15 protein-coding genes and 1 pseudogene are annotated in these 20,999 nt (G+C 42.9%); 8 read left to right on the top strand and 8 right to left on the bottom strand.

The genetic code is table 11. The features are described 5' to 3' along the window. Positions 1-3 precede the first annotated feature (3 nt). The 5 genes from AC1DXC_RS21260 to AC1DXC_RS21240 form a co-directional block, all read right to left on the bottom strand. Positions 4-1,596, bottom strand: a complete 1,593-nt coding sequence (locus AC1DXC_RS21260; protein ID WP_477461196.1) for a RagB/SusD family nutrient uptake outer membrane protein — start codon at positions 1,594-1,596, stop codon at positions 4-6. Positions 1,597-1,621: 25 nt separating this feature from the next. Then, entirely contained in the window at positions 1,622-4,801 is a 3,180-nt protein-coding gene (locus AC1DXC_RS21255) for a SusC/RagA family TonB-linked outer membrane protein (protein WP_477461195.1), read from the bottom strand. A 559-nt stretch (positions 4,802-5,360) separates the two neighbouring features. Then, on the bottom strand, positions 5,361-9,536 hold the full coding sequence (locus tag AC1DXC_RS21250; protein ID WP_477461194.1) for a hybrid sensor histidine kinase/response regulator transcription factor: 4,176 nt from the start codon (positions 9,534-9,536) through the stop codon (positions 5,361-5,363). Positions 9,537-9,821: 285 nt separating this feature from the next. Next, a complete protein-coding gene (locus AC1DXC_RS21245; RefSeq protein WP_477461193.1) occupies positions 9,822-10,811 on the bottom strand; it encodes a hypothetical protein in 990 nt (329 codons plus the stop codon). Positions 10,812-10,908: 97 nt separating this feature from the next. Further along, on the bottom strand, positions 10,909-11,313 hold the full coding sequence (locus tag AC1DXC_RS21240) for a nuclear transport factor 2 family protein (protein ID WP_477461192.1): 405 nt from the start codon (positions 11,311-11,313) through the stop codon (positions 10,909-10,911). 215 nt (positions 11,314-11,528) lie between these two features. Between AC1DXC_RS21240 and AC1DXC_RS21235 the strand changes: the two genes are divergently transcribed. From AC1DXC_RS21235 to AC1DXC_RS21225, 3 genes are all read left to right on the top strand, one after another. Beyond that, complete coding sequence (locus tag AC1DXC_RS21235; RefSeq protein ID WP_477461191.1) at positions 11,529-12,107, top strand: Crp/Fnr family transcriptional regulator; 579 nt, start codon at positions 11,529-11,531, stop codon at positions 12,105-12,107. A 161-nt stretch (positions 12,108-12,268) separates the two neighbouring features. Further along, positions 12,269-12,661, top strand: coding sequence for a hypothetical protein (locus tag AC1DXC_RS21230; protein WP_477461190.1), 393 nt, complete (start codon positions 12,269-12,271; stop codon positions 12,659-12,661). A gap of 102 nt (positions 12,662-12,763) precedes the next feature. Further along, entirely contained in the window at positions 12,764-13,834 is a 1,071-nt protein-coding gene (locus AC1DXC_RS21225) for a SphA family protein (protein WP_477461189.1), read from the top strand. A gap of 61 nt (positions 13,835-13,895) precedes the next feature. On the opposite strand, the gene AC1DXC_RS21220 is transcribed toward AC1DXC_RS21225, so the two are convergent. Further along, on the bottom strand, positions 13,896-14,696 hold the full coding sequence (locus AC1DXC_RS21220; RefSeq protein WP_477461188.1) for a helix-turn-helix domain-containing protein: 801 nt from the start codon (positions 14,694-14,696) through the stop codon (positions 13,896-13,898). Between the two features lie 49 nt (positions 14,697-14,745). Beyond that, positions 14,746-15,780: an SDR family oxidoreductase gene (locus AC1DXC_RS21215; RefSeq protein WP_477461187.1), complete on the bottom strand. Its 1,035-nt coding sequence runs from the start codon at positions 15,778-15,780 to the stop codon at positions 14,746-14,748. A 265-nt stretch (positions 15,781-16,045) separates the two neighbouring features. On the opposite strand from AC1DXC_RS21215, the gene AC1DXC_RS21210 reads away from it, so the two are divergent. After that, the gene (locus AC1DXC_RS21210) at positions 16,046-16,903 is read left to right on the top strand and encodes an SDR family oxidoreductase (protein ID WP_477461186.1); all 858 of its coding nucleotides are present in this window, start codon (positions 16,046-16,048) and stop codon (positions 16,901-16,903) included. Between the two features lie 67 nt (positions 16,904-16,970). After that, positions 16,971-18,230 carry an epoxide hydrolase family protein gene (locus tag AC1DXC_RS21205; protein ID WP_477461185.1) on the top strand — a complete coding sequence of 420 codons (1,260 nt, stop codon included), beginning with the start codon at positions 16,971-16,973 and terminating at the stop codon, positions 18,228-18,230. Positions 18,231-18,283: 53 nt separating this feature from the next. On the opposite strand, the gene AC1DXC_RS21200 is transcribed toward AC1DXC_RS21205, so the two are convergent. Next, on the bottom strand, positions 18,284-18,670 hold the full coding sequence (locus tag AC1DXC_RS21200; RefSeq protein ID WP_477461184.1) for a winged helix-turn-helix transcriptional regulator: 387 nt from the start codon (positions 18,668-18,670) through the stop codon (positions 18,284-18,286). A 124-nt stretch (positions 18,671-18,794) separates the two neighbouring features. On the opposite strand from AC1DXC_RS21200, the gene AC1DXC_RS21195 reads away from it, so the two are divergent. The 3 genes and pseudogenes from AC1DXC_RS21195 to AC1DXC_RS21185 form a co-directional block, all read left to right on the top strand. Next, on the top strand, positions 18,795-19,589 hold the full coding sequence (locus tag AC1DXC_RS21195) for an SDR family oxidoreductase (RefSeq protein WP_477461183.1): 795 nt from the start codon (positions 18,795-18,797) through the stop codon (positions 19,587-19,589). Positions 19,590-19,622: 33 nt separating this feature from the next. Continuing rightward, positions 19,623-19,946, top strand: coding sequence for a nuclear transport factor 2 family protein (locus AC1DXC_RS21190; RefSeq protein WP_477461182.1), 324 nt, complete (start codon positions 19,623-19,625; stop codon positions 19,944-19,946). Positions 19,947-20,483: 537 nt separating this feature from the next. Then, a pseudogene (locus tag AC1DXC_RS21185) lies at positions 20,484-20,582 on the top strand (RNA polymerase subunit sigma); the annotation flags it as partial. Between the last annotated feature and the right edge of the window lie 417 nt (positions 20,583-20,999).

Here is a 20,999-nt window from a genome sequence, read left to right as displayed (position 1 = left end):
AAATTAATAATATGGTACAGGTGGTTGAGCCAATTTAGGATCAGCTGTCATCTCCGATGCCGGAATTGGCAATGTAAACGAACTGATGGTTGCCGGCAACGCAGGTGCTACTGAGTTTGTATCCACTTTGGCTGTCCGCGTTGGATAGTCGTATGAAAACTTCGCCCGTTTTTGGTTGTTAAGGTTATTAACGGCTGCCTGCGGGTTGTAATAAGAATACCGCACCAGGTCTATCCAGTATTGCCCTTCAAAAGCAAGTTCAACTCTCCGCTCTTTCAATATGGTATTAAAGGTTAGCGACACAACAGGGTCTGCACCCGCTCTTGTTCTAACCAAATTAAAGTACCTCAGCGCATCGCCATTTGAGGTTGAGGCATCATTTCCCAAAATAGCTTCGGCATAGATCAGGTACACATCAGCCAGCCTTAAAATAGCATTGTGTTCCGGAGATGACCAGATTTCCATAGTAGGCGCGTTATTATCTTTCTCATTGCCAACAATGTGCTTTTTCATAGCCACACCGTCTGCTGTATACCCGCCGCCCGCTGCATTCAGCTCAGGATAATGTACACCGGTGAGAAACATACTCGCTTTGAGCCTGATCGAATCCTTATCAGAATAAAGCTGATATAGCTCGTAATTGGGTGATAAAGCTACCCATGCGCCATTCTTTTGAGGGTTGATCTCATTGCTCGGCGAAAAGGTTACAAATGTATTGCCATTACCGTAACCGACGCCGGCCGCCCACTGAAGCGCGAATAATGATTCGGGGCTATCATTAAATTGCGTTTTGAAAAGATTATAATAACCCATATGGTTCGGGTCATCCTGTCCAAGCAACTGTAAATTACTGTTTTTACACACGTTGCCCGCATATAATTTAGCGCTATCCAACAATGCCTGGTCGCGCATACCACCACTTTTGTCGACACCAGACATGGTTAAGTAAACTTTGGCCAGCATTCCCTGTGCCGACCAGGTGGTAACACGCCCGGTTTGATCGGTTTTTGGAAGATTTTGCGCTGCATATGTAAGATCGGCGGCAATAAATTTATACACGTCAGAAACAAGATTACGGTTAAGTAAAGGGTCTGTTAACAGTTTGGCGTTGTCTTCAATAATGGGTACCGCGCCCCAGTAAACAGCCAAATGATAATAGGCAACTGCGCGGATAAACCTGACTTCGGCTATGGCAGCATTCTTATCAGCTGTTGAGACATCGGGGCCGGCGTTTTTTATAGCACTGATAACGGTATTACATTGAGCTACAACGTTGTACAAACCAGTCCATGCGCTTGATATAATAGGGTTTTGGGCAGTAATAGTACGGGTATAAAGCTGAACGATATCACCATTCCACGGGAAGGTAGCGTTGCCGCTTAATATATCGCCCAATTGTAGGGCACTATTATTAAATTGCCACCAGTGCGCACCGCCATACAGGCTTGCCGTAGCCAGCCGCACGTCGGCGGTGCTTTGGTAAAAATTATTAGAGCTGATCTGTGAGTTGGACGGGCGATCTAAAAAGCTCTTTTTGCACGCGGTAAATGCTACCGCCAATAGCGCGAAAACGAATATTTTGTTAATTGGTTTCATAATATCTATTTTGTTGGTGATTGCCTTATTTGCTAAAAGTTATGTTAGCGCCAAGCGTAAATACCCTTGGCTGCGGATAATAACCGTAATCCCAACCCGCCTGAAGCGGATTCCATGACCCGATCTCAGGATCCATTCCGGAATATTTTGTTATGAGAAAAGCATTGGTTACTGTAGCGTATATCCGGAAGTTGCTCACGTGTATTTTTGACAAAAGGTTTTCGGGCAGCCGGTAACCCAGCGTGATGTTTTTACACCGCAGGAACGAACCGTCTTCGATAAACAGGCTGTTAGAACGATTATTATCGTTGGTATTGTCGTTTCTTAAGCCCACAACGGTTGTGCCGGGGTTGGTAACATGCACGTTATCAATGTCTGACGCGGAACCGGCCGGGTCGATCAGTTCTACCCTCGCGTAATTCAACACCTTTTTAAAATAGGCTGTATTATTTTGCGAATTGGTTTGTCTTATTGATTGTTCATTAAATACTTTGTTGCCATAACTGCCACTCAGGAAGAAGTTCAGGTCAAAGTTTTTGTAGGTGAACGAGTTGTTGATCCCGAACTGGAACTTAGGAATAGGAGAGCCTAAAAAGGTCTGGTCTTTGGTGTCGATAATGCCATCGCCGTTCAAGTCTTTGAACATACGGTCGCCGTACCAGATACCACCACCTGAAGGCGAGATCGGATAAGTTTTACCGGCCTGGTCAGCAGGCAAGGCATGCGTTTTAAAATCGTTAGCGGTTGCGAAAATACCGTCAAATACATAGCCATAAAAATCGCCTATAGATCTGCCTACTACGGTTTTTTCAACCACTTGGTTTATGGTGTAGGATGTTTGGGTTAAGCTGGCATCAGCACCACCCGGGCCCAGATCCAGCACGGTATTAACATTTCGCGATACAGTAAGATCGCTTTTCCAGGTAAAATTTTTCGTACTAACGTTGGTACCGCTAACCCTGAAGTCAAAGCCTCTGTTACGTACCTTACCAATATTGATAAATGGTGCCTGCATAGATCCCGGAGAGTATCCGGACGTAGTGCCGCTATATAAAGGCAGCGGAACTTTTAACAATAGTCCGCTTGTTTCACGGTCATAAACATCCAGTGAAAAACTTAACCGCCCGTTAAAAAATGCACCGTCAAGCCCGGCATTGTAATAGTCTGTTTTTTCCCATGTTACATCTTTATTCAACAAATTGCTTTGCCACTGCGCTATACCCGATAAACCATTAGCTACTGTTTGCAACTGGGTTACAAAGGTATTGCCCGGTATCCCCTGGTTATTGGTAACCCCGTAACCAATCCTTAATTTCAATTCAGTTACAGCTTTAACATTTTTCAGGAATGCCTCGTTATTGATCTTCCAGGCGAATGCGCCTGAGTAAGTGTTTACCCAGCGATTGGTACGGAAGAAATTTGATGAACCATCTGCCCGTATATTGCCAGTAAGCAGGTATTTATCATCCCATGATACATTGATACGGCCGAAATAAGATTCCTGCGCACCGCCTGAACCGTAGTCGCCGCCATTTCTAGCGGTAGTAGCATCACCCGAATTAATGGCCTGTACGTTATTGGAAGGGAAATTTGACCGCGAGGCGTATACATTTTGAAAAGACCCAACCTGCGATTCATGCCCCGCCAATACATTGACATAATACTTGCCGAACTTGTGATTATACGTTAAAAAATTGCGGATTACCGTATAAAAATTTTGACCCATTGATGTTGAGGCATTATTAGTATTGTTAACGGTTTTGCCGAAGGTATAAGTGGGGTAAAAATTATCTTCGGTGTTAAAATCGAAATTACCCGACACTTCGTTCCTTAAGGACAGATCTCTGGTAAATTGTATTTCGGCGTATAGGTTGCCGAATACCTGGTTTCTTTTTCTAAGGTTTTTTATGATCTCGGCCATAGCCACAGGGTTAGGAGTAGAGGACACCCAACCATTTGTGTTAGTAATACCCCCCCATGAGCCATCAAGGTTTTTCACCGGGATATCGGGTGTAAGGTATAGCGCCGAACCAATAACGCCCGAAGCTGTTGAATTTTGATTTTCGTTAAGGTGGACCAACTGAAGGCTGGTTCCAACCTTAAGCCAGTTAGTAGTTTTGTTATCCAGATTTAACCGCACCGAGGTTCTTGCAAAAGAAGATCCAATGGCTATACCTTCCTGGTCAAAATAAGAGGCCGACAGTAAATACTGCGTTCTATCATCGCCGCCGCTTACGGTAAGGTTATGGTTGTTCATCGGCGCTCTGCGGAATAATTCCGCCTGCCAATCGGTACCGGTACCTAAGTACTCTGGATTGACAAATTCTGGCCTTACATCAAAGCCCCATACTTGCCCTCTTGCATTAATGAAACCCGCATGTTCCTTCAGGTTCATTGTGGGAAGCCTTTTCGCTATCGCCTGATATCCTGAATAGAAATCATAGGTTATTTGCGGTGCCCCCTTCTTTCCTCTTTTTGTGGTAATAACAATTACGCCATTGGTTGCCTGCGAACCGTATATGGCCGTTGCCGATGCATCTTTCAATACGTCTATTGATGCTATTTCGTTGGGGTTGATGGAGCTTAACGGATTGCCGCCTTTACCAGGGTCACCTACCGGCGGGATAATAATACCATCAATCACGTACAAAGGCGAGTTGGTGCCGCTTATTGACGACACACCACGTATCTGGATAGACACACCACCACCGGGTTGGCCCGATACTTGCTGGACCACAACGCCGGCAACCTTGCCCTGCAAAGCCTGGTCAAAAGTAGTGGGTTGGGTTTTACGGAGCTCGTCGCCTGATACTGAACTTATCGAACCGGTTACATCTTTTCTTTTTGTGCGGGCGTAACCTGTTACAACCACTTCATTTAAATTACTGGAGGTAGGTCTTAGCTTAACATTTATCGCACTTGCAAGTTTAACACTAACTTCCTGGGTTGAATACCCTAAAAAGCTAAAAACGAGGATATTTCCTGGCGATGCCGCTATTGAATACTTACCGTCTACACCGGTTACAGATCCGATGGTTGTTCCTTTGATCCTAACGTTTACGCCCGCCATAGGCTCGTCGTTGTCAGAACTGATGACTTTGCCGGTGATACTTAAGGTTTGTGCATGGGCCGAAATAAAAAGGAACACGCCCATAATAATTAATGAAATTCGGTATTTCACTCTCTTTTGTAAATTTATATCCATCTTATAAAAGGATTTTAAGGTTTTTTAATTGGTTCATTGTTGGTTGGTTTAACTTGGATCTTATTCTCTATTCATAATTTATTATCAGTTTATTATATGGTTATTAAATCAACAGGCCCACGAAAGCTGCGCCTGATAGTTTTTTAATTTCTATCTCAGCAATCAATCGCCAAAGCACGCAGACAAAAAACCTATACCTTGGGTATACAGCATTTTATCATAGTGAATTTTATTTATATGGTTTATTGTTTATAATTTGATGAATATGCGAAGTGACAGCGAACAGTTTGTTAACTGTATAAAGCATATATCATCGGGAGGTAAAGCTACATGGGGGGGCAAAAAAGGACCGGCAAATTTGTACATGATTACACTAAAAATGTTCAGCCAATGTTAACTATCTAAAAATGAGATAGTTAATTATTACCATTTTATTTTACAGCTATTTTCATGAAATTTCAGTTGAAACAACAACAACGCACACGTTACCTAACAGCTACTGGGGTAACTGCATTTGGGAGTAGAGGTGGAAATATAAATAGGAATAAATTTTGATTTACTATTTATTTTCAGATTTGTTAAAAATTTTGTTTTGGCGAAGGTCAATAACGTAGTTAGACGGAAGGATATTATATTCGTCCTTAAACACTTTTGTAAAATATTTGGGATCATTAAAGCCAACTTCGTAGGATATCTGGCTTATGTTCTTCTGACTATTCTCCAGCAAATAAACTGCTTTTTTTAGTCTTATCGAACGGATGAATTCAACAGGTGATTTACCTGTAATCGTTAACAGCTTTTTATAAAGTGTTCCCCTGCTCATGTTCACATGGCGACTTAATTCTACAACAGAAAGTTTTTCATTTGAAATGTTCTGCTCAATATATTCAACTACGTCTCTGAAAAGCTTTTCATCTTCAGACTCTATAGCTTCTTCCTGTAAAGCAACATTCATCTGTTTTTGATACGTTTGCTTAAATGTGTCCTGCAGGGTCAATAGATTTCTGATTCTGGAAAGCAGTATCTCGAAGTTGAAAGGTTTGGTCATATAATCGTTAGCACCAATTTCCAATCCTTTTAATTGCTCCTCCTCACCAGTTAAAGCAGTTAGCATAATAATCGGAATATGCGAAGTCCGTTTATCACTTTTCATTTTTTTACAGAGGTCAATGCCATTCATTTCGGGCATACTGATGTCACTTACCATAATGTCCGGGTGCTGAGACAAAGCTTTTTGCCATCCTTCCTTACCGTTTGTAGCCTCGATAATGAAAAATATACCTTTAAGGTTATCTTTCAAATAAAAACGAAAGTCTTCATTATCCTCTACTAACAATACTACTGGCTTTTTATCGGGATATTGCGGTTTCGTCAAAACCTTTTCCTCTTCGGTTTGCCTGACGGCTATCCATCCATTTTCAATTTCATCAGGAAGGTTCATGGATGTCAATAAACTATCATTTACTGGCAAGGGTAGTCTAATGATGAAACAACTTCCATAACCAGGCTCGCTCTCAACAATTATTTCGCCTCCGTGCATCTTTACAAACTCATGCGTAATTGCCAGGCCGATGCCGCTGCCCTGGTTGATCATCGACTCCGGAATATCGTGTTGAAAAAAACGCTCGAAAATTTTACCCTGTTTTTCATGCGGAATACCAATACCTGTATCGATCACCCTAATTTCAAGCGGGGCATCGCCGGCTTCGCTATCTACATTAAGCAACAGGCTTACCTGGCCGCCAGGCTGTGTAAATTTAAAGGCATTTGAAAGCACGTTAAACAATATCCTTTCTATCTTATCATGGTCAAAATTGGTAAACAGCGAATCGACCGTGGTATCAAAAATAAAATTGATCTTTTTTTGTTCAGCGATATCAGTAAATGAAAGGTATATCTCGTTGATGAACTTCACAATATCCCCAGGCTTGCTATGGAGTTTCAACTCCTGAACTTCCATCTTTCTAAAATCAAGCAGCTGGTTTACCATGTTCAACAATCGCCGGGCGTTTTTCCCTATCATGCCCAGCTGTTGCTTCTGTTCCTGGTCAGCGCGGGTAAGCATTTTTTCGACCGGTGCCATGATCAGCGAGATCGGTGTTCTGAACTCGTGGCTCACATTGGTCAAAAATTTAGTTTTCAGTTGATCAAGATCTTGCATTCGCTTAATTTCCTGCCGCTCCTGTTCAATTATCAATTTTGCTTCCTGTTTTTCTTTCTCTGCTATAAATTGTCTTCTTATTTTCTGTATTCCGCGCCGGCGTATAAAAAAGAGGGTCCCGGTTATCAGCGACAGGTAAATAACATAAGCTAAAGTAGTTTTCCAGAAGGGGGGCAATACCTTAATTTTTAAAGAAATACTATGCGGACTCCAAACACCTTCAGAATTGGACACACGTACCTTAAAAGTATAATCTCCCCCATCCAGATTGGTATAGCCGGCTTTTCGCGTTTTATTATCTACATTTACCCATGCCTTATTAAAGCCCTCCAGCATATACTGATATTTTATTTTACCCGGATTGATATAATCGAGGGCGGCAAATTCTATCGAAAAGATATTTTCGTCGTGATTAAGGACTATTGAATGTACTACTGATATACTTTTTGGAAGGATAATATGGCCGTTAACCGCCTCATTTGCTGATATACTCTTATTGAACAACTGAAAGTCGGCAAAAATTAACCGAGGCCTGGCGGTATCGGGTTCAATGCTTGCGGGGTCGAACAGATTAAAACCATCTGGGCCCCCAAATATCAATTCACCGGCGCGTGTTTTTAAAGCTGCATTTATGTTGAACTCCCGGCCCTGCAAACCATCTGTATCGTCAAAACTGTCGAAGTGAAAATTGAAAGAATCAGCTGTTGGAGTTAACCTGAGGCGGGCTAACCCGTTCGAAGTGCTTAACCACATTACCCCTTTGTTATCCTCTAACGTATTGGTCACTGAATTAGCCGGGAGCCCGTTTTTTTTTGTCAGCGAGATAACTGTGTTTGTTTTGCGATTCAACACACACAATCCGCCCCCAGCCACTATCCATATCAAACCACGGCTATCCTCATTGATACTGCTTATTTCATTGTCAATTAAACCATCTTTTGCGGTATAGTGGCTTGCCCGCCGACCGTCCTTCCATATAACATCTACGACCCATCCTCCCCCTATCCAGATATTGCCATGTTTATCCTCGAAGATTGAGAATATGATGGTAGAGCTGATATCAGCCTGCGTTAATGGATGGTAAAATATTTTTTTTGTGCGGTCGAAAATTTCGAGCCCCCCAAAAAGCGTTCCTATCCACAAACGGTGAGACGAGTCTTCCAATATGCTAAATACCCGGTTATCGGCAATACTGGTGGCCACTTTATCGTCGTGTTTATAATGGCTAAACGTTTTCCCGTCAAAACAATCTAAACCGCCAAAATAGGTACCTATCCATAATTTTTGGTCATGATCTATACAAAGGCTAATAATTACATCGCTCGATAAGCTGTTGACGTCGTTAGGATTGTTTTTGTATTGGGTGTATACGCCCGTTTTGCGATTAAAATAAATGAGGCCGCCGCCATTGGTGCCGATCCATAAATTCCCCAGCTTATCTTCTACAAATTTATTGATATCGTTAAACTTTAAACTAGCCGGATCAGAATCTAAATGCTTGAAAAGCGGGAACTTGATAATATTTTTATGATAATAACTTATTCCCTTTTTATTAGTACCGGCCCATATAATACCTAAGTTATCCTTATAGAGTGTTGCTGTGTTTTGCCTTAATGAGGTAGGGTCATCTCCCTTATTTAGCAGATAAGTAATTGTCCCATTCTTTTTATCCAACACATTTATCCCCCCATGGTCAGTCGCGATCCATATTAAGCCATCATTAGCCTGAACAATGTTGGTAATAAGGTTCGTTTTTAACTTTATCCCGGGTGATTCTTTATCAATATGCCTAAAAGTCCCTGTTGAAGGCCGGTAATAAGATAGGCCCAAATCATTGTACGGCAAGTAAAACCATAAATCACCATCGCGGTCGACGAGGAGTGCATAACGATCTTTCTTATTATTAGTTACCTTCTTAAATATGCTGGTGCGGTAGCTGATCCTGTTAAGTTTAACATCAAGCATCTCCACCATTCCGTCAGTGTAAACTATCCAAATATTGCCTTTAATGTCAGACGTGATATCTGCAATGGAGCCCGGGTATAACGAGGGAACTCCGTTAACACCCTGAAAATAACGCGTCGTCTTTTTGCTTATAGCGTTATATCTGTAAATCCCCGAATCAGCATATAAAAACCAAAAGTCAGCAGCGCTGCTGCGTTCAATTTTTTGAGGATCTTTAACGGGCAGCTTCAAAGGACGTGACAATAATGACATATCATTATTAAACCGTTCGGTTTCCGGATCATAGAAACAGAAGCCGGTGGTGGTTGATATCCATAATTTTTTATCAGGACCTTCAAAAATGCTTCTTATATAATCGAAATTAATAGAATTCTTATCATTTGCGTCGTGCCTGAATACTTTAAAGTTATAACCGTCATACCTGTTTAGGCCTAAAGAAGTACCAAACCACATAAACCCCTCGGAATCTTTAAAAATACTGGTTACCTGATTGTGCGACAGTCCGTTACTTATATCAAGGTGCGAAAACCGGTATTGATTGCCTTGCGCAAAATTGTTCGTGTAAACAAAAAACAACACTGAAACGACAATATAAAGTTTTAAACGCATTAAAATTTAGTTGAGATCTTCGAAATCGGAAACCTGGCCCTTTAGCAAGCCGGTATGGTACCGTAGCATAAAAGTAAGATAAATTCGCAATTAACGATATAAAATTGCCGATTCCTTATCTAATCACCAGAAGAGATGAAGCCGTTACGTGTCTATATCGGCATTGACGGAGATGCAATCTATGATCATAACGGCAAAAAACGCATACATGCCTATAATCAATACGTGATACAACCGATATTGCAAAATTAAGTATCAACGGTGGCGGTGTCACTACGCGATATTTCAGCGAGCAATATAAAACCGGCTCAACATTTTTAGTCGTTTCTTCACGAACGGTGAGCTCATCGGCTCAAATTTCTTCACCACTTTTCCCGATTGTTTTATGGTAATGCTAAATGGCTGTTTGTACACTTTTGTCAGATGGTATACTGTTAAAAGTTCCGCCAGGTCTTCATGCCAGCTTGCTGTACTGTATAGTGAAACAAAGGGTGTTTTGACCAATTCAGCATAAACCTGTGACGCTTCTGTGTAAAGAAAGCGGCGTCCGCCCGGCCGAAACCGGCTTTTAAAAACTGAGGAATCTTTGACAGGCCATTGAAGTGTATTAATGTTGCTCCATACTCCATTTGAAAACTCGCTGGTAAAATCATTCATATGTGGTTTACCGGCTACTGAGTCTGCTGCAATCAGATGCATTGCGCCATCTACAACGTGTGTTCCTTCGTGAAGCAAAACATAGGTCAATGCTTTTAACAGCCCTGCCTGGATCGAAACTGAAATTGTGGAGTCGCCACCGGAGAAACAGGTGGCCTCTTTTTCATTCACCCATTCGGTTATGTTTTGATGTAGTATACTAGCCCGGAAAGTGATATGGTAAAGATTGACACTTCCATCTGTAGTGATCGTTGAGGTTAGCGCCGTATTGGGCATATTATCTAAAAAGCTGATGCTTTTTAAATGTTGTTTCAAAACCCGCTGATGCAATGGTGGAAGCGCCGAAATTGCAGAAACAACAATGGCTACTTCTTCTTTCGTCAGTTGGTGTTCGGAGGGAGACATGCCTGCGTCCCGGAACATTTTAATAACCTTATCTGGTGTCCTGGAAATACGTTTTAACAAAGGGCGGGAAGGATCGAGATCATATTTTTTCTGCACTTCGGGTAAAGTCATTGAAGGTCCTTCTTTTATATTACGCTGAGCAAAACTATTCAGGGAAATAAAAAAACACAAGATATTCAGGAAGCAGAAATTAAGTACACGTCGTTTTTTCATGACGATAAAGATTAAAATAATTTTAAAACGTTTGATCACAAACACCTCCTGCACCAATGGTTTATTTCACGACTGGTGCAGGAGGCTTTATTATTGTTTAGTTAATAGCGATCCCTTTAATATCCCTAACGACCGGCACCATATTCAAAGCTTCCCTGATCAATTTGATCTTACCGTTTTCGGCTACCACACGGCCCATATAGTGCTGAGCGTAAACTTTGCCATTTGATGCTATAACAGCAGTTGCCTCGTATTCTCCAAAAGCCTGATCAGGTGTATCAATATGGATCTGAATGTTTTTGAATTTGAATCCGGGGAAAGTCTTTGGCAGGTTACCTAAGAAGTTGTACAGTACTTCACGGCCTTCCCAACGGGCCGGTATGCCAAGGCTGGCAAGGTATGGCAGCTCAAATACCGCATCGTCAGCAAATAATTCGATCTGAAAATCAGGGTTACCTACGTTTTCCAGATAGTCCAGTAATAATTCTTTTGCAGTTTTCATGTCTTTATTTTTTTAAATGTGTTATGTTGTTTTAACACGACAAAAATGGCATGTTCATCGGCCGCCTCCATTGACTTATCGTAAGAAATAAGATTGACTTAAATCAATTGTTTACAAACGACTTATGCCGGCCAATGCTATTCCTGCATCACAATCCTTTTTATAATAAAATTCTTCATTATCTTTAATCGTTTACTCACCGAAAAAAACAGATAGTGATCGAGGTATTTAAAACTTATTTACAAGGAAAAGGTAACTATACTGCCGAGGAACTGGAAACAATTGCGGCGGCGGCAGTTATAAAAAAAGTCAGGAAAAGACAGTACCTCAGCCAGGAAGGAGATGTCGTCAAAAATCACTCCTTTGTTACCAAAGGATGCTTACGCACCTATACGGTTGATGAAAAAGGGGTTGAACACATTTTAAATTTTGCTATAGAGAATTGGTGGATCGGCGACCGCGAAAGCATTCAAACGGGGCAGCCGTCGATCTATAATATTGATGCTATAGAAGATTCGGAAGTAGCTCTGATCAATAAAGAAAAATTTGACAGGTTATGTGCCGAGGTACCCGCGTTCAACAATATGATCAACGCCATATTACAAAAAAGCTTCCTCGTTGCTCAAAACAGGATCCATACTTTTATCAGTCTGACCGCTGAAGATAAATATTTAAATTTTCTGGAAAAATTCCCCCATCTCACCATGCGCGTTCCGCAGAGCATGATCGCCTCTTATTTGGGCATTACCGCAGAGACGTTAAGCCGGGTCAGAAAACAGATCGTTAAACGCTGATTTAACTTCCCCAATATTGATAGCACTTGACATTTATCAAGTGCTATTTTATTTTATATCAATTTTTTACAGGTTTCGATCTTTCAATTTTGTTTGCCGGAAAAGGCCGATTGCAATCTTAACGCTGTGGCCGGCCAATCCCGGTTTAAATGAAGTTGAATATGAAAAAGACAAAAACGATAACCCGGATCTCGGTTAAAACGGGAACCGCTGATGGTGACCTGCTTAAAATATTGTTATCCGAAGGGCTTAAACTGAAGAAAATTCCGGTTCAGCCGGGATTAACAGTTTATAGCATGGTTGACGGAGCAATATTGGAATTTTACGGACCAGGAGCCTGCTATCCGGAATATCTGTTTAAAAACACGAATGTGGTTATAGGCTTTAAAGTTGACCACCTGGACGAAATGGTATCATTGATGCAAAATGCGGGAGCTGAACTATTGGGTAACATCGAAACGGTATGTAATGCATTTATTTTTTGTCATTTGCTGTTGGGCAATGAAACTGTAATTGGTTTGTACCAGGATCTGAACCCGGGAAACGAAAGTTGAATTACCTGATCACTGACAGCAATAGCGCCAATTGATATTTATCAATCTAATTTCTTGCCTTACATCATTCGGGAGCTTTCCCTCCAGCAGTAGGTTTGCTGTATGAAAACACCATCACTAAATCATAAAAATGCCGAGGATCTCAAGGAAATCTTTGAGCATGATACAACCCTTAATAACCAGGGATCGACCATCGCGCCGCTTAACCCGTCCGCTTTAAAATCAGATAGATTTTCCTACCGGGTATTTTTTGCAGCCATACTTATCGGCTTATTGGTCAATATAGGTTACGCATTTGCCCAGGACCCGGTATTACCACCAACCAATCTCGGGTTATCCAATGCGTATGACGGCTTTGCCGGTAAACCGGGCTGGGTTTACCAAGGCTATGTACAGGCTTTTGAGACCAAACATTTTGCAGATGGATCAGGTCACAGGACTTCATCAGATCTAAAGATCAATTCGGTGGTTTCTCTAAACCAACTGATCTATCTGACGCCTGTGAAATTACTGGGCGGGAACCTGGGATTCACGGTAATTGTACCTGTAGTACAGATCAACTCATCCAACCTGAACGGGCCGGCACCAACTGTAAATCCCGGTGCCCTTGGGGATATCGTACAGGGAACAGCAATTCAATGGTCTGATAAAAAGTTGTTTGGAAAACCCTTTTTCCATCGTGTTGAGTTTGATGTAACGCTTCCGACCGGATCATATGACAGCAGGTATAATATAAATGCATCTTCACATCTTTACGCCTTTGGGGCTTATCATGCTTTTACTTTATTCCTGAGCGATAAGCTTAGCCTAAGCTCGCGAAACCAGTTCAATTATAATGCGCATATTATCGGCCAGCAAAATAAACCGGGGATCTACTATAATGGAAACTATTCTGTTGACTATACTTTAGCTAAAGGCTTTAAAGTTGAAGCGGCTGCGTACTTTTTAAACCAGCTAAATCAGGATAGTTATGCCGGGAACCATCATTACTATGCAGGCCAATTTGGTATCGGGAGTACTAAAGAACGCGTCCTGGGCATTGGCCCCGGACTGGCTTACTTTGCCCCGAACGGTGTACTGATCGAAGCGAAAATGTTCTTTGAAACCGGTGCCAGAAACCGTTTTGAAGGAAACAGGCCAACATTGCGTATTGCTATCCCACTATCAAAATAATAATTTTCTTTCAAGGATCAAAAACAGCTTCCTGATCGGAGGCTTTTTGCCGTACAGGCGATCAGGAAATACTGGAGGGATTGATCCCAAAATATTTCTTGAACACAAATGAAAAATGAGACAGGTCTTCAAATCCCACTTCCGCATAGACATCAGTGGTTTTAAACTTTTCCTCTTTCAGCAAATAATAAGCTTCGTCTAACCTTTTCTGCTGCAGCCATTTTGCCGGTGTCATCGAAAACTCCCCTAAAAAATCACGTTTGAAGGTCGATATACTCCGGCCAGTAAGATAGGCAAACCGCGCCAGGCTTAAATTAAAGCGGAAATTCCGCTCCATAAAAGCCTTAAGGTTGATCTTGCCCGGAGTTTGAAAGTTGAAAAGTATATCTTTTAATTCAGGCTGCACTTTAAGCAGAACGATCAAAGCTTCTTTCAATTTTATTTTCATCAGGTCGTTGTTTCCGTCACTGAAGTAGGGAAGCGACTGCTGCAGTGAATCCACAAAATTCTGAAGAAGCGGGTGCTTTTTGAGTTGGAACGAGGGTGGAACATAAGATGTCGCTTCAGCCGTCAGATGGTGCTCATCGGCAAACTCCCGCAGCGTTTCTTCGTCAAATTGCAGTGAAAGTGATTTAAAAGGGTCACTTTCACCAGGTTGTTTCACGAACTTGGCCAACCTATTCCGGACGTTGAAGCGAAAGTCACCCGGTTCAAAGATCACTTTCTCGCGTCCGTCCTGTACAGTCAGGCTTCCGGTGATCTGATAAGCAAAAGCATGCCGATTAACGATATCCTCGCCATTTACAGATTTCTTGTAGTAACAGGAGATCAGTATTTGAGGGTTATCATGCGCTGGTATCATATGATCAAATTTCGCAAATGAAATGTTAAAAGCCTATAATAAAGGGAACTTATATGATCTTAAATTTGACCAGGCTTTCTGCCGTCTCTTTAATGGTCGTTTCTTTAGACCGCGGACTCCAGTTCAGAACAGATTTAGCTTTTGCGTTTGACAGCGTTTTCACCACACCCAACTGCGGGACAATCGGTTTTAATTCCGGCTTAAACCATGAACTGACCTTTACCAGCCAGTTCGGCAGAACTTTAGACGGCACTTTGTCGACAGGTAAATTACTATCAGCTTTTAAAACTTTGGCAATTCCCGGAAATGAAATCATTCCGTCTGAAGTTGCCAGGAACCGCTGGCCGCTGGCTGCCGGATTTTTCATTGCTTTGATATGGATATCGGCTACATCACGGACATCCACGATGCCGAAAGATAGTTTCGGCGTTCCGGGCATCTTTCCTGAAAGTAACTGTACGATCATGCCGATCGAACTGCTAAAAGTTTTTCCTAAAACCGGTCCGAAGATCCCAACGGGATTAATGACAACCAATTCCATAGCGCCGGCGTTGTTTTCCATAAAATCCCATGCAGCACGTTCTGCGATCGTCTTGGATTTGATGTAGGCCGGTAATTTTACATTGGGGTCTGTCCAGTCGGCCTCTGTAAAAACATGGTTCTTAGGATCGATGGTATAGCCTATAGCTGCAAACGACGAGGTTAAAACCACACGTTTCACCTTTGCGGCTTGCGCTGCGCGCAAAACCCTTAAAGCGCCGTCTCTTGCCGGTATAATGACCTCATTCTCGTCTTTAGGCTCTCCGGCCGGAAAAGGGGAAGCCACATGAAGAACGTAATCACATCCTTCGACAGCCTGATCCCAATTCTCGTCACTCGTGAGGTTAGCTGCTATAAAGGTCAGATTTTGCATATTTTCAGCCTTGCCGGCTGAAAGTGTTTCTTTTAATGAATCTATTTTATCTAATGACCGGATCGTCGTTCTGACCGTATATCCTTCCTTTAGTAACTGTATAATGCAGTAACTGCCCACGAAGCCGGATCCTCCGGTAACCAATACTGTTTCTTTTTTCGATTGTTCCATTGCTGTTGTAATTAATTAAGCAAATCTCCGGCTAATTTATGTCTTGGACTTTGTTGTGGTGTTCAATTTTTATTTGTTGTAACGTCCATATTTAAGTATATCGATTCGATTGACCGAGGAATTTCAACCGGTCTGCTCGTCTTTTTCACACCTTTCCCGGCCCTTTCGATTGACATTTATCAATGCTCCTTTTTATCATACATCAATGTGGGGCTAACCGCTTGTACGCAATTTTGAGTAATCAAAAACAAATAAAAATAAGATCATGGGAAAGATAATTTTCATCACAGGAACAAGTACAGGTTTTGGCAAATTGATCACCATTACTTTATCAAAAGCCGGTTATACCGTTATAGCTGGCATGCGTGACATTGTCGGAAAAAATGCAGCTGCTGCAAAAGAACTATCCGCATTACCTAAAGTAGATGTGGTTGAGATAGATGTAACCAATGACGATTCGGTTAAAAATGCCTTTGCCGGGGTGCTGGCTAAGTACGGACGGGTTGACGTGCTGATCAACAACGCCGCAGTAACAGGATTCGGCCTTTTGGAAGCTTACAGCATTGATCAAATTAAACAAATGTTCGAGGTTAATTTCTATGGCGTCATCAGGACTTACCAGGAAGTGCTGCCCTCCATGCGCCGGGCTCAGAAAGGCCTCATAATCAACATTACTTCCGGTGCAAGTGGCCATACGCTGCCATTCATGGTTCCTTATCTGGCTTCTAAATTTGGTGTTGAAACCATATCGGAAGGCTTGCAGGATGAATTGGCTGAATATAACATAGAGAACGTAACTATTCAGCCGGGTGTTTATCCTACCGAAATGACCAACGGATCAAAGGCCGGCGTGCATTCGGATAAGCCGGAGATCACCGCTGCCTACGGCGACGCGGCGACAGAGAAATTCAATGCCATTGGTACCGCGCTTTTCGGTAAAATGGCGCAGTACAACATGGATCCGCAAACCATTGCAGACGGTATCCTGAAACTGGTGAACATGCAGGACGGATCCCGCCCCTTACGTTTCCCACTGGATGCTATTGCCGAAGGAACCGACCAGGAGTTCATCGACGCAAGAGCCGCTACTAAGGCTAAATGGCTGGCAAAATACACAGCCTGATCAACCCGTCGGCCCGACTACCATTGGCAGCCGGGCCGCTTTTTTATCGACCTCTTAAAAAATCATTATGAAAAAGCTCATGATATTAACGACGTTATTAAATACATCAGCAGCTGTGTTATCAGCTCAAACTTCAGCCAGCAAGGCTGATTTTGCCCAGCCTGAATTAGTTAAACCTTTTCAAATTAAAGTTTCCCAAGCCCGTCTGGATTCTGTTATGGAACGGGTTAAAAACGCGCGGATACCTAAACAAATGCCTGCCTCGGAAGGCGCGGAATCCAACTGGGAAACTGGTATGGATATGAAATGGCTTGCCGGGCTTCAGGACTACTGGATCAAGCAATATGACTGGCGTAAGCAGGAAAAACTATTGAACAGCTACCCGCTTTACAAAGCGCATGTAGAAGATATGGATATCCAGTTCTATTATATCAAAGGTGAAGGCGAGAACCCTTTGCCATTGGTCGTTACGCACGGCTGGCCTGGTTCCACCTTTGAATTCTTTGATGTGATCGGCCCGCTTACCCATCCCTCCAAATATGGCGGCAAAGCGGAAGACGCATTTACGCTGATCATCCCTGCATTGCCTGGATTCGGATTTTCTTCCATGCCGAGTAAACCAATTAACGGCATTACGACCGCCCGTTTATGGAATAAACTGGTAACCGAAGTGATCGGGTACAAAAACTATTACGCCCAGGGCGGTGACTGGGGAGCAGGCGCGACCATTCTGCTGGCCCACAACTACCCGGAAAACGTAAAAGGTATTCATCTTAACTTCTTCCCCGGTGTTCCTGTACCTGAAAAAGAACAAACAGCAGAGGAAAAGGCGTACTTCAAAGCAGGTGACGATTTCAGAACGGCCAGCATGGACTATTGGCGGATGCAGGCCCGTAAACCGATGATGCCGGCAGTAGCGCTCAGTGATAGCCCGCTGGGAACAGCAGCATGGATCGCGGAAAAGTTCTGGACCTGGTCAGATAATAAAGGTGATCTGGATGCTGTAATATCGAAAGACCGCTTGTTGACTGACATCATGCTTTATATCATCAATGAGAATGGCATTGACGGCAGCTTCTGGTATTATCGTGGCGCAATGACCGAAATGAGATCATCCTGGCCTGGCTATGTCAGCGTTCCTACAATGATCTCTAAATACCCTTACGACTTCGCTTTCACACATGCACCTATATCAGTGGCCAGGCGTGGCTACAATGTAGTTCGCTTTAAGGAAATGCCAAAAGGCGGGCATTTTGCAGCTATGGAACAACCGGAATTGTTTACAAATGACCTGAGAGAGGCGTTCAGGCCTTTTCGTATAAACTAAATAATAACAACGTTATATTGAATTTAATACATGTGGACTAAACTGCTGCACCTTTAATCATCGATTTCATCTTCGCGTAATGATGTCTCGTTCTGCTTTAAGATCACCCTGCGTAACCGCTCTTGATGTTCGTCGCCCCAAAGGCCGATAGAACTGATCAACGGGATGAGCGTTTTGCCAAAGTCAGTAAGATGGTATTCTACTTTTGGAGGCATAACGGGATAGATCGTCCTGGTCACCAACTCATGTTCTTCCAGCTCTTTCAACTGTACATTAAGCACCCGCCGTGTTGCATCCGGTATCTTTCGTTGCAATTCACTTGGGCGTAAGTGGCCTTCATGAATGAACCAAAGGATACGGATCTTCCATTTGCCATACAGCACTTCACCGATCAGGTCAAGGCCGCAATTAAGAGACGGGGCGATCTTTTTCACGTACATAACTACAAATATACAACAGCCTTTATTTGTGCACAATACGGATAAATTTCTCCCTATCTGATTCGTAAACCCGTAATTGTATGGTATCGATGTACTGCTGAGATTTGCATAAACAATAACATATATGACACAGCAAATCAATTACAACGATGAATTATCCGGGAAGATCGCCCTGGTAACAGGTGGTACCAAAGGAGCCGGAAAGGCGATTGCAGAAAGGCTGTTGCAGGCTGGTGCAACCGTAATAATAACTGCGAGGAAGGCTCCTGAAGATGAAAACGGCCGCCTGCAGTTTATTCCTGCTGATCTAAGTCAAGCAGAGGATGCGCAGAAAGTGATCAGCGAAGTGCTGTCAACCCATGGGAGGCTGGATATCCTGGTCAACAACCTTGGTGCTTCTACGACACCGGCAGGTGGTTTTTCAGCATTGAATGATGAAGATTGGATATCAACCCTGCAAGCTAATTTACTGGCTCCTGTCAGGCTTGACAGAGGATTTTTACCGCAAATGATCGAGCGGAAAAGCGGTGTTATTATTCACATCGCTTCCATACAAGGCATATTACCGCTATACGACTCCACCTTGCCGTATGCTGCTTCAAAAGCAGGATTGATCAATTACAGTAAAAGTTTATCAAATGAAGTTACACCAAAAGGTGTCCGTGTGCTAGCGGTTTCTCCAGGTTGGATAAATACATCAGCATCGAAAGCCTTTTTGGGCGAGATCGCGAGAAATGCCAATAGTACTGTAGAAGAAGCTCTGCAAAGTGTTATGGATGCATTGGGTGGCATACCTTACGGCAGGCCGGCACACCCGGAAGAAGTAGCCGAGCTGGTCGGCTTTTTGGTTTCACCAAGAGCCAGTTACTTAACAGGAACGAATTACGTCATTGACGGCGGAACGGTGCCAACCATTTAAAAATTCAAATAAATAATTAGTCAAATAAAGACCATGGAATTACCACAATTAGTAGCGCAGTTTGTAGAAACACAGAACACTTACGACAGCAAGGCTTACACGGAGTGTTTTACCGAAACAGCCATCGTCTATGACGAAGGCAAGACCCATACCGGCAAAGAAGAGATACGCGCATGGATCGAAGATGCTAATGAGAGATATAAATCTTTTATGAAACCGCTTCAATACGATGAGTCGGGTTCGAAGGGAGTGTTAACCGCAGAGGTATCGGGCAAATTTCCCGGCAGCCCAATCGTGCTGAAATTTCATTTGGGATTAAAAGACGGTTTTATCGATTCGCTAAATGTGACCGAATAATTTCCTATCTGAAGCCATGCCAAGTCGTAAGGAAACCGCCCAAATCTAATTCGGCGGTTTCCTGAAATAACGGGAATTGCCTCAGCGACGATCATTGACGGGTGCCTGGTACCAAAGCGACCGGGGGCGGCAGGGCCAAGTGTTTTGGGGCTGGCTGTGGCTGTCGGGGAAACAAAGATCTTCCTTTACATCCTTCTCGCTTTGAGTACGCCGCCTGTTGCAGTCTGGTTTAGGGCAGGAATAACGGCGCGGAGCTTTACCGGCGAAGTCTGCGGGGGCGAGACGAACAATTACGCCGGAATGATGCGCTAAACGCGGATGTATGGTGAAGGCTTTGGCGCAGCAAGTGCATTCACGCTTAGTTAGAACCGATCAGCTATTGGAGCGGCATTCTTTCGGCAGAAAGATACAGCGTAAAGCACGGCCCGCAGGGTAGCGCCGACAGCTTTTTTATAGGAAAACAGCAAGGAGAGCTTTAATATTAAGAGCAATTTTCGTGGGGCGTCTGGCACAAAAAGCCTGGAGTAAACTGGCGACCGGTACCATCTTACCCGCGAACGCGTAAGGCGAATAAAGGACAAAGCGCTTTTCCGGCTTAGAGAGAATCCACGCGCCTGGTTATCAAAAAGTATATAGATTTAAAAAGAGGCTCTTTGTTTTTATGCTCGATGGCCACCATCGCACCTTATCGGTGTGCTTACTATTAAAACCTACGTTACCAGTAGCGGTACTAAAAGTAGAAAAGGAAGCAATCGCAGCTCTGATAGGGTAGGAAAATTAATTTACTGATATGAAAGTTATATTATGATAATCATTTTTTTATTGAATGAATAGATGCTATTTTCTTCAAATCTTCTACAAAAGAGTTCGAAAAATGTGTACCAAGGGTCACCAAAACAGCCAAAACGATATCGTTTTGGCTGTTTTGTTTTTAAAAAATGGCTACTCCTGCTGTGTTGCGCAATCCTCATCGCTTTGCTGCAGTTTATTCAGTTTAAAAATATGGCTGAATGCCTCCCAATCTAAATTGTTTTTCACAACTGTATCCTTTAT

The organism is Mucilaginibacter sp. P2_D11 (assembly GCF_056404435.1).
The sequence above is the reverse complement of the archived record's forward strand: the minus strand, read 5'-3'. Positions and strand labels throughout refer to the sequence as shown.